At 65.9% G+C, this 14,861-nt stretch carries 16 protein-coding genes; 8 read left to right on the top strand and 8 right to left on the bottom strand.

Annotation, left to right across the window (positions count from 1 at the left end; genetic code table 11):
- Positions 1–23: 23 nt before the first annotated feature.
- Positions 24–1,364 (bottom strand): serine hydroxymethyltransferase, encoded by a 1,341-nt coding sequence (glyA, locus tag P0645_RS00670; RefSeq protein ID WP_284162619.1) that lies wholly within the window; start codon positions 1,362–1,364, stop codon positions 24–26.
- A 96-nt stretch (positions 1,365–1,460) separates the two neighbouring features.
- Between glyA and P0645_RS00675 the strand changes: the two genes are divergently transcribed.
- Positions 1,461–2,387, top strand: coding sequence for a LysR substrate-binding domain-containing protein (locus tag P0645_RS00675; protein WP_284162620.1), 927 nt, complete (start codon positions 1,461–1,463; stop codon positions 2,385–2,387).
- 33 nt (positions 2,388–2,420) lie between these two features.
- On the opposite strand, the gene deoD is transcribed toward P0645_RS00675, so the two are convergent.
- From deoD to P0645_RS00700, 5 genes are all read right to left on the bottom strand, one after another.
- Complete coding sequence (deoD, locus tag P0645_RS00680) at positions 2,421–3,125, bottom strand: purine-nucleoside phosphorylase (RefSeq protein ID WP_284162621.1); 705 nt, start codon at positions 3,123–3,125, stop codon at positions 2,421–2,423.
- A gap of 71 nt (positions 3,126–3,196) precedes the next feature.
- Entirely contained in the window at positions 3,197–3,649 is a 453-nt protein-coding gene (locus P0645_RS00685; RefSeq protein ID WP_284162622.1) for a hypothetical protein, read from the bottom strand.
- Positions 3,650–3,665: 16 nt separating this feature from the next.
- A complete protein-coding gene (locus P0645_RS00690; protein ID WP_284162623.1) occupies positions 3,666–4,097 on the bottom strand; it encodes a hypothetical protein in 432 nt (143 codons plus the stop codon).
- A gap of 83 nt (positions 4,098–4,180) precedes the next feature.
- Positions 4,181–4,681 carry a hypothetical protein gene (locus tag P0645_RS00695; protein ID WP_284162625.1) on the bottom strand — a complete coding sequence of 167 codons (501 nt, stop codon included), beginning with the start codon at positions 4,679–4,681 and terminating at the stop codon, positions 4,181–4,183.
- 7 nt (positions 4,682–4,688) lie between these two features.
- The gene (locus P0645_RS00700) at positions 4,689–6,656 is read right to left on the bottom strand and encodes an ethylmalonyl-CoA mutase (RefSeq protein ID WP_284162626.1); all 1,968 of its coding nucleotides are present in this window, start codon (positions 6,654–6,656) and stop codon (positions 4,689–4,691) included.
- Between the two features lie 148 nt (positions 6,657–6,804).
- Here P0645_RS00700 and P0645_RS00705 point away from each other — a divergent pair, with 148 nt between their 5' ends.
- From P0645_RS00705 to P0645_RS00735, 7 genes are all read left to right on the top strand, one after another.
- Complete coding sequence (locus P0645_RS00705; protein ID WP_284162627.1) at positions 6,805–7,230, top strand: hypothetical protein; 426 nt, start codon at positions 6,805–6,807, stop codon at positions 7,228–7,230.
- Positions 7,231–7,236: 6 nt separating this feature from the next.
- Positions 7,237–8,667, top strand: coding sequence for a 1-acyl-sn-glycerol-3-phosphate acyltransferase (locus P0645_RS00710; protein WP_284162628.1), 1,431 nt, complete (start codon positions 7,237–7,239; stop codon positions 8,665–8,667).
- A gap of 91 nt (positions 8,668–8,758) precedes the next feature.
- Positions 8,759–10,051 carry a crotonyl-CoA carboxylase/reductase gene (ccrA, locus tag P0645_RS00715; RefSeq protein ID WP_284162629.1) on the top strand — a complete coding sequence of 431 codons (1,293 nt, stop codon included), beginning with the start codon at positions 8,759–8,761 and terminating at the stop codon, positions 10,049–10,051.
- A gap of 168 nt (positions 10,052–10,219) precedes the next feature.
- Complete coding sequence (locus tag P0645_RS00720) at positions 10,220–10,429, top strand: hypothetical protein (protein ID WP_284162630.1); 210 nt, start codon at positions 10,220–10,222, stop codon at positions 10,427–10,429.
- Between the two features lie 39 nt (positions 10,430–10,468).
- Positions 10,469–12,010: an ATP-dependent DNA helicase gene (locus P0645_RS00725; RefSeq protein WP_284162631.1), complete on the top strand. Its 1,542-nt coding sequence runs from the start codon at positions 10,469–10,471 to the stop codon at positions 12,008–12,010.
- A gap of 73 nt (positions 12,011–12,083) precedes the next feature.
- Complete coding sequence (locus P0645_RS00730) at positions 12,084–12,320, top strand: Lrp/AsnC family transcriptional regulator (protein WP_284162632.1); 237 nt, start codon at positions 12,084–12,086, stop codon at positions 12,318–12,320.
- Positions 12,321–13,064: an SDR family oxidoreductase gene (locus P0645_RS00735; protein ID WP_284162633.1), complete on the top strand. Its 744-nt coding sequence runs from the start codon at positions 12,321–12,323 to the stop codon at positions 13,062–13,064.
- A 2-nt stretch (positions 13,065–13,066) separates the two neighbouring features.
- On the opposite strand, the gene P0645_RS00740 is transcribed toward P0645_RS00735, so the two are convergent.
- Entirely contained in the window at positions 13,067–13,825 is a 759-nt protein-coding gene (locus P0645_RS00740; RefSeq protein WP_284162634.1) for a TIGR02186 family protein, read from the bottom strand.
- Positions 13,822–14,736: a sulfite exporter TauE/SafE family protein gene (locus tag P0645_RS00745; protein WP_284162635.1), complete on the bottom strand. Its 915-nt coding sequence runs from the start codon at positions 14,734–14,736 to the stop codon at positions 13,822–13,824. Before P0645_RS00745 ends, P0645_RS00740 begins: the two co-directional genes overlap by 4 nt.
- Between the last annotated feature and the right edge of the window lie 125 nt (positions 14,737–14,861).

Below are 14,861 nucleotides of genomic sequence, written 5' to 3' on the forward strand. Positions count from 1 at the left end.
CAGACACCGGCGAATCGGATCGTTCAAGCCCGAATGTAATGGAGGCCCGAGAAGGTCTGGCGCCACTCCGCGACCCGGGGCGCAAGCCCGCCAGGGTCATTGCCGCGCAGCGCTTCGGCGATCAGCGCGGCCATCCGCGGCGCATCGCCGACTTTCACACCCCGCCGCACCAGTTCCGGCGTGCCGATGCGAAGGCCATTCAGATCGCCCGGCACATCGGCGATGGGCAGGCCGATTCCGCAGGCCAGGAAGCCCGCCTTGCGGAGTGTTTTCGACGCCGTCTGCCCGCCGCCGAACGCCGCCGCTTCGATCGCGAACTGGTGCGAGGCCGTGTGGCCCTGCGCGCCTGCAAAGACTGGCAGGCCCTCGGCGGCAAGCGCATCGGCCAGCGCACGAGACAGTGCCACCATCTCCGCCCCGTAGGCCCGCCCATAGTCGCGCCAATCCAGCAGCGACATGGCCAGCGCCGCGACTCGCCCGGCATCGAAATTCGCCGTCATCCCGGGGAAGGCGATATGGTCGAGCTTCTCGGCAATCTCCGCCTCGTTCGTCACGATCAGCCCGCCCGCCGGTCCGCCGAGGCTCTTGTAGGTCGACATGGTCATCAGATGCGCGCCTTCCGCGAGCGGGTTCGCCCATTGGCCGCCCGCGATGATCCCGCATTGATGGGCGGCGTCGAAGAGAAGCTTCGCCTCCACCTCGTCGGCGATCGTGCGCACCTCTCGCACCGGATGGGGGAAGAGGTTCAGCGAGCCACCCAGCGTGATCAGCTTCGGCCGCACGCGAAGCGCCAGAGCGCGAAGTTGGTCCAGATCGACCGTGTAGCCGTCGTCGTTCACCGGCGCGGGATGGGTGACAAGGCCGTAAAGACCCGCGCAACCGGCGGCATGGTGCGTGACATGGCCTCCAATGGTCGCGGGCGGGGCGATGATCGCATCGCCCGGCTTGGTCAGCGCCATGAAGCCGTAAAGGTTCGCCATCGCCCCGGAAAACACCCGCACTTCGGCATAGGCGGCACCGAAAACCTCGGCAGCGAGTTCCGCGGCGATCACCTCGATCTCCTCGATCGCCTCCAGCCCCATCTCGTACTTTTCGCCGGGGTAACCCAGCGACGGCCGCGACCCCAGGCCCCGGGCAAGCAGCGCCTCGGCGCGCGGGTTCATCACATTGGTCGCGGGATTCAGGTTGAAACAGTCGCGGTCATGGATCTCGCCGTTCATCGCGGCCAGCTGTTCCAGACGGCCGGCGACCTCATCGCCCGTCGCGGCTGCGGCAGCGGCTGCCTGCAGGCCGATCAATGTTTCGCAGGCGTCAGGGACCCAGGCGCGCCGGGCAAGGTGGGGGCGGGTGGCAATAGCGGTCATGCGATCCTCCGTGGCTCGGGGGCAGATTGTGACAAAGAGCCTTGCACGATCAAATCAGTTTTCTAGAATTCTAGGCGTAGAAAAAATGAGCCTGACTTGCCCGTCGCCCCGCCACCCCTGAAAGGCCTTCCCCTGAATGCGCTCCGCGCGTTCGAGGCGGCGGCGCGGCTTGGCGGCTTTGCCGCGGCGGGGGTCGAGCTTGGTGTGACCCCGGGCGCCATCGCCGCCCATGTGAAACAGCTGGAAGAGGCGCTTGGGGCTGCGCTTTTCGAACGCCATGCGAAGGGCGTGCGCGTCACGCCGCTGGGTCAAAGTCTGCTGCCGGACTTCGTCGAGGCCTTTGACCGGCTCGGCCTGGCTGTCCAGCGGCTGAGGGCCGAGGCCGCGCCCCGGACGGTCCACATTGCAACGCTGCCCGCCATCGCCCAGCTCTGGCTGTCGCCGCGCCTGCCCGCGCTACGCGCCGCCCAGCCGGAGATCACCGTCTCGATCACCGCGCTCGAGACGCCGCCGGATCTGAAGCGCGCGCCGTTCGATCTGGCGCTGTTCTTCCGGCCGAGGGGCGAAGGGCAGGTGGTGGCCGAGGACGGGATCTTTCCGGTCTGCGCGCCCGCGCTCGCGGCGCGGCTGCAGGCACCGGCGAACCTCGCAGACCTGCCTTGCCTGACCGACAGCACCTGGGCGGGTGACTGGCCGCACTGGCTGGAGGCGGCGGGGCTACCCGGCCTGACCCCGCGCGGACCGGTCTTCTCGCTCTATGCGCTTGCGGTGGAAGAGGCGATGAACGGGGCGGGCGTGCTGATCGGCCACGGGCCTCTCGTCGCGCGCCATCTGGAAAGCGGTGCGCTGGTCGCACCCTTCGCCCCCTGCGTGGCGCTCGACCGGCCGCTGACACTCTGGTCGCTGCGCCGCCCGCTGCCGGGCAGCGCGGCCGCGCGTGTCGCGCGCTGGATCGTCGAAACCGGCGGGGCGGGGGAAAAATCTTCGCAAGATTTTTCCCCGCAGGCGCCGCGCCTCGGCTGAAGGATTTTCGCGAAAATCCTTCAGGCCCGGACGTCAGGCGAAGGCCGCGCCGAGCGCGATTTCCACCATGTCGCCGAACGACCGCTCGCGGTCCTCGGCAGGCAGGGCCTCGTGCGTCAGAAGGTGGTCCGAAATGGTCAGGATCGCCAGCGCCCGCGCGCCATGGCGGGCGGCGACGGTGTAAAGCTCCGCCGCCTCCATCTCGACACAGAGCGTGCCGTGACGGCCGAGCATCTCTGTCAGGTCGGGACGCTCGTCATAGAAGACGTCCGAGGAATAGATGCCACCGACATGGGTGGGCGTGCCCTTGGCCCGCGCCACCGCCACCGCCTGTTCCAGAAGGCCGTAATCGGCGCAGGGTGCGAACTGCATTTCCTTGAAGAACCCGCGCGAAGGGGTTGAAATCGCGGAACAAGTCATGGCGATAACCACGTCGCGGACCTTGACGTGATGCTGCATCGCCCCAGCCGATCCGATGCGGATCAGCGTCTTGGCGCCATAGTCGCGGATCAGCTCGTTGGCATAGATCGACAGCGACGGCATGCCCATGCCCGACCCCTGGATCGTCACCCGGTTGCCCTTCCATGTCCCGGTGAAACCCAGCATGCCGCGCACCTGATTGATGCAGACGGCGCCTTCAAGGAACTTCTCCGCTGCCCATTTCGCGCGGTAGGGGTCGCCCGGCATCAGGACGGTTTCGGCGATCTCGCCCTTCTTGGCACCGATATGGAACGTCATGTCTCACCTGTCTTAAAAGATCAGGCCAGACTGCCGAAAGGTGTGGTCCGATACAAGGGGCGGCGTGGGGCCTATTTCACCACTTGCCAGCTTTGGCTGACATTGTCGAAATAGAGGTCATAGGTCGCATCTTCGGGCTTGTTGAGCAGAAAGCCCGACTGTTTCGTGCGCAGGACCGCCCGCTCGCCCGCCCGGTCGCCCGCCCGTTCGACCGACCAGCCGAGGACGATGAAATTATGCTGTTCGGTGCCGACGATCACATTGAGATCGCAGCCGAGCTCTGAACAGGTGGGTTGGGGATCCTTGGTGCAGCTGACCTGCGCGCCGTCGAAGATCGTGTCGAGGGTGCCGTCGCCGTTCAGGTCCGCCTGCAGCACGGCATCCGGCCCGACCGAAAGCTGGCCGCCGTTCGCTTCGCATTGCGTCCGGTTGTGGTCGATCAAGGCGGCGGTCGCGGCGGGCATTTCCGCAGCCAGCGGTCCGGCGGCGAGCGTCATCGCGAGGGTGACGAGGAGGCGGGTCATCAGCATGTCCTTCGGCTCATTCCTCAGGAAGCAGTGTCCAGGCGCCTGCGGCGGCGTCCCAGCGGAAGCGCGCCTCACCGTTGTCGGACGGGGCGACGAGCAAGGTCTGGCCATCTTCGGCCACGACGCGCCAGGCGTGCAGCAGAAGCTCGCCCGTCACGCCGCCGATCATCGTGGTGATGCCGCAGCCCATGGTGCCGCAATAGAGCGTAAGGTCGCTGTCGCAGCGGATGGCGCCGCGGTCGTAAAGCCAGTCCTTGACGCCGTCGCCGTCGAGGTCGACCTCGGTCATCGTTCCGGGCGCTGCGCTGAACGCGCCGTCATCGCAAAGCGCACGGTCCTCTTCAAGCATGGAGGCGAGTGCTTCGGGCAAGACTGGGTCCTGTGCCGACGCGGGGATCGGCAGTGCTGTCGCGATTGCAAGGGCGATGGTCAGGGGAAAGCGCATTCTGGCCTCGTGAAACGTCCTGCCCGAGCTATAGCCGAAGTGAAGCTATGGAGAAGGTCAGGTATTCCGGACCGCGAGGTCCGTCATGCCAGCGCGGCGCGCGTGAGATAACGGTGAAGCGGGGCGAGGCAATCCGGATCGCCCGCCCGCCAGGCGCGGGCGAAGCCCACGATCGCCACCTCGTGATCGACGAGGAACTGAAGGCGCGCGCGGTCTTCGAGCGGGGCCTGTCCGAAAGCCCATTCGAATTCCTCGACATAGGCGCCGTAATCCTCGTCCATGGATCGCACGATCTCGGGCCAGCCCGCGGCAGCGCGCTCGAAGCCCTCGGCCCGGCCTTCTGCGCGCAGGACATTGCGGTCGGTCACGGCAATCCCGGCCCGGTCGACCACCGGCTCCAGCAGCCGGATGGTTTCCGCCTCCATCCGCGCCATCAGGGCCAGCGCCTCGGACGGCACACCGTCAAACGCGCCGGCGAATACCTCCGCCATCGCGGCAAAGAAGGTCTCGCCGCCGATCTCTTCCTCGAAGGCGACCTTCAGGCTGGCGGCATAATCGGGAAAGCTGCGGGGTTCGACCTGCATGGGGACCTCATTCGGCGGCCAGACCTTCTGGCACGGCGAGCGTCACGATGTCCATCATGATGCGGTTCAGTTCGAAATCCTTCGGCGTATAGACGCGGGCGACGCCCATGGCGCGCAGTTGCTCGGCGTCCTCGTCGGGGATGATGCCGCCGACGACGACCGGCACATGGGCAAGCCCTGCCGCGCGCATCCGCTCCATCACTTCCGCGATCAAGGGCAGGTGGCTGCCCGACAGGATCGAAAGGCCGACGACATGGGCCTTGTCATCCGCCGCGGCGCTGACGATTTCCGAGGGCGTCAGGCGGATGCCCTCATAGCGGATCGCCATGCCGCAATCGCGCGCCCGCGCCGCGATCTGTTCGGCGCCGTTCGAATGGCCGTCGAGGCCGGGTTTGCCGACCAGGAACGACAGCCGCCGCCCGAGGTGCCGCGACGCCCGGTCGACCGCCTCGCGCAGATCATCAAGCCCCTCGGTCCGGTTCGAGGGGCTTTGCGACACGCCGGTGGGCCCGCGATATTCGCCATGGACCTGGCGCATCACGCCCGCCCATTCGCCGGTGGTGACGCCTGCCCTGGCGGCCGCGACCGAGGCGGGCATGATGTTGGCGCCCGATTGCGCCGCCTGCCGCAGGGCGGCGAGGGCGGTGGCGACGGCCTTGGCGTCGCGCCCGGCGCGCCAGGCATTCAGGCGGTTGATCTGGTCTTCCTCGACCGCCGGATCGACGGTCAGGATCGACCCGTCGCCTGCTGTCAGCGGCGAGGCCTCTCCCTGTTGCCAGCGGTTGACGCCGACGACCGTGGTTTCGTTCGTCTCGATCCGGCCGATGCGGGCGGCGTTGCTTTCGACCAGGCGGCTCTTCATGTATTCGATGGCGGCAATGGCGCCGCCCATCGCGTCCAGCGTCTTCAACTCCTCGCGCGCGCCGTCCTTCAGCGCCTCGACCTTGGCCGCGATCACCGGGCTGCCGTCGAACAGATCGCCATATTCCAGAAGATCGGTCTCGTAGGCGAGGATCTGCTGCATCCTGAGCGACCATTGCTGATCCCAGGGGCGGGGCAGGCCCAGCGCCTCGTTCCAGGCGGGCAATTGCACCGCCCGGGCGCGGGCGTTCTTCGACAAGGTCACCGCCAGCATTTCCAGAAGGATTCGGTAGACGTTGTTTTCCGGCTGCTGTTCGGTCAGGCCGAGGCTGTTGACCTGCACGCCATAGCGGAAGCGGCGGAATTTTTCCTCGTCGATCCCGTAGCGGTCACGGCAGATCTCGTCCCAAAGCTCGGCGAAGGCGCGCATCTTGCACAGTTCGGTGACGAACCGGATGCCCGCATTCACGAAGAAGGAAATCCGCCCGACCATGGCAGGGAAAGCCTTTGCCGCGACCTTGCCCTTCAGGTCATCCAGAACCGCGATGCCGGTCGCCAGCGCGAAGGCCAGTTCCTGTTCCGGCGTCGCGCCCGCCTCCTGCAGATGATAGGAGCAGACGTTCATAGGGTTCCATTTCGGCAGGTTTTCCGCCGTATAGGCGGCCACGTCGGTGATCATCCTGAGGCTAGGCTTCGGCGGACAAATATAAGTTCCGCGACTTAGGTACTCCTTGATGATGTCATTCTGCACCGTTCCTTGCAGATTTCGAACATCTGCGCCCTGTTCCTCGGCCACGGCGACATACAGCGCCAGAAGCCAGGGCGCCGTCGCGTTGATGGTCATCGAAGTGTTCATCTCTTCCAGCGGAATATCGCGGAAGAGGGCGCGCATGTCGCCCAGATGGCAGACCGGCACGCCGACCTTGCCGACTTCGCCCCGCGCCAGTTCATGATCGCTGTCATAGCCGGTCTGGGTCGGCAGGTCGAAGGCGACCGACAGGCCAGTCTGCCCCTTGGCGAGGTTCGCCCGGTAGAGCGCGTTCGACTTTTCCGCCGTCGAATGGCCCGCATAGGTACGGAAGAGCCAGGGCTTGTCTTTGTGAATCGCGCTCATCGGGGTCGATCCTTCGGGCAAGATTATTTCGCAGGTGCAGAGATAGACGACAGATCGTGACCCTGTCAATTCGCTGCATTGCGGCATCGGGGGTGGCTTTTCAAGTGACGCGGAATCTGGAACTCTCGGCGCAGGGAAGGGCAGGCATATGGATCATCTCCTGACGATAGCGCTCTGGCTGCATTTGGCGGCGATCGGCCTTGGCGGCTCGGCGACCTTCGGCATTCCCATTGTCGGCGCGGTGGCCAGCCAGGCGCCGCCCGAGGCGCGGCCGCATCTCGCACTGGTTGGCATCAAGCTGTCGCTCTTGGGCCGCACCGCACTTGGCGTGCTGATCGTGACCGGGCTCATGCTGGTCTGGGGGCATTACGGGCTTGACGGTCTGAGGGGATGGTTCTGGGTCAAGATGGCGCTCGTCGCTCTCTTCACCGGCCTCGTCGTCTATTCCGTGAAGAACGGTGCGAAGGCCCGGGCGGGGGACACGGCGGCGGCGGCGCGCGCGCCGCTGCTCGGGCTCGTCGGGATCGGGTTTTTCCTGCTGATCGTGCTTTCCGCCGTCCTGACCTTCCTCTAGGCGCCGATGTTCCGCACCGTCGAACTGCCGCTGTGGCTTTTCCTCCTGATCATCGCCTTCGCGGCGGTGGCCTTTTCCTCGCATTTTCTCTTTCCGTCGGTCCGCTGGTTCTTCCGCCGCCGGATGGAGGGGCTGGTGGCGCGGCTGAACGCCCGCCTCGACCGGCCGATCCAGCCCTTCAAGCTGATGGAGAGGCAGGACATGATCCTCCGTCTCGCCCATGACCCCAAGGTCTATGAGGCGATCAGCGAAGAGGCGCGGGCGACCGGGGAGCCGGAAACGGTGGTCATGGAACGCGCCCGGAGATACGCGCGCGAGATCGTGCCCTCCTTCTCGGCGCGCTTCTATTTCACCTACGGCATCCGGCTGGCGCGCTGGTTCGCCCGGCTGATCTACAAGGTCCATCTCGACGACCGGAAGCTTGGCCGGATCGACCCGGGCGCGACGGTCGTCTTCGTGATGAACCACCGCTCGAACATGGATTACGTTCTGGTGACCTATCTCGCCGCCGAACGCTCGGCGCTCTCATACGCGGTGGGCGAATGGGCGCGGATCTGGCCGCTTTCCTGGCTGATCAAGACGATGGGCGCCTATTTCATCCGCCGCCGGTCCGACCGGCAGCTCTACCGCCGCGTCCTGTCGCGCTATGTGCAGATGGCGACGGCGGAAGGGGTGACGCAGGCGATCTTCCCTGAGGGTGGCCTGTCCTTGACCGGGCGGACCATGCCGCCGAAGCTGGGCATCCTGAGCTATATCACCAGCGCGCCGCGCACGCCGGGGCGCGACGTGGTGTTCGTGCCGGTCGCGCTCAATTACGACCGGATCGTCGAGGACCGCGTGCTGATCGCCGCCCATGCGGAAGGGACGCGCCGCTTCCGCGCAAGGGTTCCCGGCATCCTCGCCTTCATCGCCCGTCACCTCTGGCGCGCGCTTCTGGGGCGCTTCCGGGGCTTCGGCGACGCGGTGGTGCGCTATGGCACGCCGATTTCGCTTGCGGCCTTCGAGAAGGGCGCGCAGGGCGATCCGACCGAGGCGCTGGCGGTGGCGCTGATGGAGGAGATCACCCGCAATATCCCGGTGCTGGCGGTGCCGCTGGTGGCAGCGGCCTGGGGCGCGGCGGAGGAGACCGACCGCGCGGGCCTGATCACCCGATCCGCCGCACTGGCCGACCGGCTGGCGGCGGTGGGCGCCGAACTGGTGCTGCCCGAGGGTGACGTCACGGCAGCCGTCGACCGGACGATCAGCATCTTCCGCATGCGCCATATGATGGAACGGCAGGGCGACCGGCTGGTGCTGAAACCGGCGAGCCGACCGATTCTCGACTTCTACGCTGCCTCGATCCTGCAGCTTTTCGATGCAGCTGCAGAAACCGTAGGGGGAAATCCGGTAGAAAAGCCGGAAAGATCGAAACGGAAGAGACATAAAATTACAAACTAGGCTCTGCATCTATTGCAATGTTGCTTTGCCATTTGTATTTCCTGTCTGAAACCCGCATTGATTCTGCACTGCGGCATGGCAGGAGATGGACATGGCCCTCGATACCAAACCCGGGATCGCGCCCTACGAGGCCCCCGCGAAAGACCTATATGAGATCGGCGAGATGCCGCCCCTCGGCCATGTGCCCGCCAAGATGTACGCCTGGGCGATCCGGCAGGAGCGGCACGGCGAGCCGGAATCGGCGATGCAGGTCGAGGTGGTCGATACCTGGAAGCTCGATTCGAACGAGGTGCTCGTGCTCGTGATGGCGGCGGGGGTCAATTACAACGGCGTCTGGGCGGCGCTTGGCGTGCCGGTCAGCCCGTTCGACGGCCACAAGCAGCCCTATCATGTGGCGGGCTCAGACGCCTCGGGCATCGTCTGGGCCGTGGGCGACAAGGTCAAGCGCTGGAAAGTGGGCGACGAGGTCGTGATCCATTGCAATCAGGACGATGGCGATGACGAGGAATGCAACGGCGGCGACCCGATGTTCTCGCCCACCCAGCGCATCTGGGGCTACGAGACGCCCGACGGCTCCTTCAGCCAGTTCACCCGCGTGCAGTCGCAGCAGCTGATGCCGCGGCCGAAACACCTGACCTGGGAGGAAAGCGCCTGCTATACGCTGACGCTTGCAACCGCCTACCGGATGCTCTTCGGCCATCATCCGCATGATCTGAAGCCCGGCCAGAACGTGCTGGTCTGGGGCGCCTCGGGCGGCCTTGGCTCCTACGCGATCCAACTGATCAACACGGCGGGCGCCAACGCGATCGGCGTCATCTCGGACGAATCCAAGCGCGATTTCGTCATGGGCCTCGGCGCGAAGGGCGTGATCAACCGCAACGATTTCAAATGCTGGGGTCAGCTGCCGAAGGTCAATAGTGAGGAATATAACATCTGGCTGAAGGAAGCGCGCAAGTTCGGCAAGGCGATCTGGGACATCACCGGCAAGGGGGTGAATGTCGACATGGTCTTCGAGCACCCGGGCGAGGCGACCTTCCCGGTCTCGTCGCTCGTCTGCAAGAAGGGCGGCATGGTGGTGATCTGCGCGGGCACCTCCGGTTTCAACTGCACCTTCGACGTCCGTTACATGTGGATGCACCAAAAGCGCCTGCAGGGCAGCCATTTCGCCCATCTGAAACAGGCGGCGGCGGCGAACAAGCTGATGGTCGAACGCCGTCTCGACCCCTGCATGTCCGAGGTCTTCCCCTGGGCCGAGATCCCGCGCGCCCATACTTTGATGCGCAAGAACCAGCACAAGCCCGGCAATATGGCGGTGCTGGTGCAGGCGCCGCGCACCGGGCTTCGTACCTTCGAGGATGCGCTCGAAGCAGGCCGCAACGGCTGAGCAAAGGCCGGGCAGGCTCCGCCGGACCCGGCCGGTCAGGCCCGCGCCTCGGCGCGGGCCGCCTGCCGTTAACCGGTCCGCATCAGGCAACAGGCTTTTCGCAAATTTGCCATCGCGCAAGAGTTCTTCCCGTATAGGTTGAAAAGGGGGCTCAGTCGCGAGGCAGGCATGACCTATCAGTGGATTTTCGACGTACTAGGAGACCTGAAGACCTTTTCCACCCTGAACGGACTGCCGGAGCTGGCCGCTCAGGTGGACCGGACGATCGAGGTTGCCGCCGCTGAGGTGACGCGCGCGAAGGGCGGGGCATCGGTGGCCTTTCCCGCGTCGTCATGCGGCGCCCTGCCGGTGACGCGCCGGTCGGGGAACGGCGGCTGAGGTCTGGCATAAGCCGGGCGGGGCGGATAGGGTCCGCCCATGTCGTCCCCTGCCGTCGCCGCCCATCAGTTTTCCGAAGATCAGGCCGAGGCCTGGGACCGCGTGGCCGAGATGCTGCTGGGCGCCGGAATCGATATTGAAGAGGGCGGGCTGACGCCCGACGCGCCCGGCAAGGCATCGGTCCTGGCGCTGACCGGCAAGGCGGGGTCGGGCAAGACCATGCTGCTGGCGGGCCTCACGCGGGCGCTGACCGAGGCGGGCGTCGACATCGTGTCGGGCGATTACGAAGGCAAGCGCCGCAAGGATCGCCGCACGCTCGCGGTACTGGCGCCGACCAACAAGGCGGCCTCGGTTCTCAGGTCGCGCGGGGTGCCCGCGACCACGATCCACCGCATCCTCTATACGCCGGTCTATGACCCCGAATATGAAAAGATCGCCGAATGGCTGGCCGGATCGGGCGACCGGCCATCGGTCGAGGGGCTGACAGATCAGGCGCTCGACCGGGCCAAGGCCTTCTACGAACAGGTGAAATCCATCCCCGGTGCCCTGGCGGCGGCGGGCTTGCGCGGCTCGGACTTCATTCTCGGCTGGAAACGGCGCGAGGATCCGCTGGATGTGGGGTTCGTCGACGAAGCCTCGATGCTTGACGAACGCCAGTTCGAGGACCTGCGCGAAATCTTTCCGACGCTCGTGCTGTTCGGCGATCCCGCGCAGCTTGCCCCGGTCGGCCAGTCGGGCGAGATGGTGTTCGACAAGCTGCCTTCCGGCCGACGACTGCACCTGCACCGGGTCCACCGGCAGGCGGAGGACAATCCGATCCTCGATCTGGCCCATGCGCTTGGCGACGAGGCGCTGCAGTTCGAAACCTTCGAACAGATGGTGGCCGACGCCGCCCGACGCGACGACCGGGTGGTGTGGTCGGAACGGGTGGATGCGGGGCTGATGGCGCGCTCCCCCGCGCTCGTCTGGCGCAACCAGACCCGGGTGCGGCTGATCCAGGCCTTCCGCGCCGCCTATGGGGCGCCGGCGGACGCGCTTCTGCCGGGTGAGCCGCTCATTTGCGACGGGATCGAACTGCCCTTGAAGCACCGCAAGAAGCGGATCGACCTTGAGGCGCGCGGCCTGATCAAGGGGGCGCAGGTCATCTATCTCGGCCCCGGCAACAAGCCTGGCTTTTCGCGGCTGCATGTGATGGGGGCGGAAGACCCGCGCGTCTCGGCCGCCTCGATCATCAAGATCGAACTGCCGGACGAGGAGGAACCGTTCATCCCCTATGCCGCCCGTATGGGTGCTGCCTTCCTGCACGGCGCGGCGGTGACGATCCACAAGGCGCAAGGCAGCCAGTGGGAGGAGGTGCAGGTCTTCGCGCCCGACCTCTTCGTCGCGGCCCGCACCGGACGGAGCGAGGCGGGCATTCCGCTGTGGAAGCGCCTCGCCTATGTGGCGATCACGAGGGCCGAGAAGCGGCTGCACTGGGTGGTGCGGAACCGTCTGGCCCGTCCGGCCCTGCCGCTGACGACCGACGATCTGCCGCGCAGCGCAGCCCCCCTCAGCCTTGATGCGACGGATGCCGAGGTCTGAGCGGCCCCTCAGGCCCGGGCTTCCGGTCGGCAGCCAAACCTTCTAGTCTCGCCTGAAACGAGGGAGTTCGCCCATGCGCTGCGTTTTCGTCCAGTTCCGCTGCCATCCCGGCAAGACCTACGAGGTTGCCGATGCGATCTATGACCGCGAGGTCGTGTCGGAGCTTTATTCGACCTCCGGTGAATATGACCTGATCGCCAAGGTCTATATCCCCGAAGAGGCCGATGTCGGCCATTGGCTGAACGAAAGGCTCTTCGGGATCGACGGCATCAGCCGGACGCTGACCACCATGACCTTCAAGGCCTTCTGAATGGCCGCGCCCGGCACGCTTGTCGTCACCGGCGCCTCTGCCGGGATCGGCCGGGCAGTCGCCGAACGCTTTCTCGATGCGGGTTGGAACGTGGCGCTTCTCGCGCGCCGCCGCGCTGTGCTGGGCGAAGTGGCGGGCGGTCGGGCGAACGCGCTCGCCCTTGCCTGCGACGTCGCCGACGTGTCGGCGGTCGATGCGGCCTTTACCGCGACGGCCCGGCAGTTCGGGCGGATCGACGTCCTGTTCAACAATGCAGGCATCTTCCCGAAGACCGGTCTGATCGACGAGATGGACCTGGCCGACTGGCACAGGGTCGTCGATGTGAACCTGAGCGGCATGGTCCATGCCGCCCGCGCCGCCTTCCGCCAGATGCGGGCGCAGGTGCCTCACGGCGGACGGATCATCAACAATGGCTCGATCTCGGCCCATGCCCCGCGGCCCGGCTCGCTCGGCTATACGGTGACGAAACATGCGGTCACCGGCCTGACCAGGGTGCTGGCGCTCGACGGGCGGCCCTTCGACATTGCCTGCGGCCAGATCGATATCGGCAATGCCGAAACTGAACTGGCAAGCGCGCTGGGGCAGGGGGCGAAGCAGGCCGACGGGTCCGTCCGGCCCGAACCCCTGATGGATGTCGCCCATGTCGCTGATGCCGTCCATGGCATGGCCACGCTGCCGCTCACGGCCAATGTCCTGAACCTGACGATCATGGCGACGAAGATGCCCTTCGTCGGCAGGGGCTGACCTTACCTGCGCAAGAGACGGAAGCCCGCCGAGGCGCCCCAGCCTGCAAGCGCCGCGATGACCAGCGCGAGCAATCCGTAGGCGGCGGGTTGCTGGCGCGACAGGTTGAAAAGCCAGCGTTCCAGCCCGACCTTGCGGACGAAGATCGTCTTTTCGTAAAGGTTCACGACCCGCTTGTCCCGCAGAAGGAAGATTCGGGTCTTGTAATTGCCCTCGACAAGGTTCGCGGGCAGGTCGAAATCGGCGCGGAAGAGCGTCTGCTCGGTCAGGCGCACCGCATATTGTTCCAGCGAATAGAGATGGCGCGCCTCGCGGATGCGGATCAGCGCTTCGGTGAAGGCGGGCGCATCCTGGATGGTGTGCGGGGCGCCGACCGAGCGGATGGCGCGCGGGATCGAAATCGCGTGGCGCAGGTCCTCGGTGTCCGAGATGATGTCGGAAAAGGCACCGGTCGTCGCCACCGCGTAAAAGCTCGGCGCCCGGTCGATCACCACCTTGTCGGTGTTGATCCACAGGCCGAAGACGCGGGCCTTGCGCCGCACCACCTCGGCCTCGCCCGGCCCTTCGAGGGTGATGATCACATCCATCGTGCCCCCGGGCACCGGCGCATCGCGCTTGACCGCGCCATAGATCAATATGTCGGACCCGTCGAAATTCGCGGTGATGTCGATCCGGTCCTGGCTGAGGCCCGCGACCACATCCTCCTCGGCGAGAAGGGGCCCCGCGAGCGCCAGGAAAAAGATGAGGACCAGGCGCTTCATGCCCTGCCACCGACGGCGATCGAATAGAGATCGTCGGGCTGAACCAGAAGGTCATAGGCCAGCTTTCCCGCCACCGACAGGACGAGAAGGGCGAGGAGCACGCGCAGATGTTCGGCCCGGAGCCGCAGGGCCAGCTGCGCGCCGATCTGGGCGCCGATGACCCCGCCGAGGATCAGCATCAGCGCCAGCATCAGGTCCACCGACTGGTTGGTCCAGGCATGCATGAAGGTGGTGAAGGCGGCGACGAAGATGATCTGGAAAAGCGATGTGCCGACGACGACCTTGGTCGGCATGCCAAGGATGTAGATCATCGCGGGCACCATCAGGAACCCGCCGCCCACGCCCATCACCGCCGCCAGAACGCCCACGAAGAAGCCGACCAGCAGCGGCGGGATCACGCTGATGTAAAGGCCAGAGGTGCGGAATTTCATCTTGAAGGGCAGCTTGTGCACCCACATGTGCTGATGCCGCTTGATCGGCGCGGCATTCTTCGAGCGCCTGAGCGCGCGCAGGCTTTCCTGCAGCATCATCGCGCCGACCGTTCCGAGGAACAGCACATAGGCCAGCTGTACCGTCAGGTCGATCTGGCCCATGCGCGAGAGATAGTTGAAAAGCCAGATGCCCGAGGCCGATCCGGCCATGCCGCCTGCGAGGAGAACCGTGCCCATGCGGATATCGACCGTCTTGCGCTTGAGATGCGCGAGCACGCCCGAGACCGAGGAGGCCACCACCTGATTGGCGCCGGTCGCGACCGCGACCGTCGGCGGAATTCCGATGAAGAAGAGAAGCGGCGTGATGATGAAGCCGCCGCCGACCCCGAAGAGGCCCGACAGGATACCCACGATGCCGCCGAGCCCGAAGAGCACGAAGGCATTCACGGAAACCTCGGCAATCGGCAGATAAAACTGCATCGCGGCCTGTCATGGCAGGGGTGAAGACTTATCCCCCGTGATGCGGCGAGTTTTCCGGACTGTCAAAGGCAGAAGGGAAAAAATCCCCGTGATCCGGTCACGTTTTCGGTCAGGATTGCAACAGG

Origin of the sequence: Frigidibacter sp. SD6-1 (genome assembly GCF_030143255.1) — a bacterium.
Taxonomy (GTDB): Bacteria; Pseudomonadota; Alphaproteobacteria; order Rhodobacterales; family Rhodobacteraceae; genus TMP-24.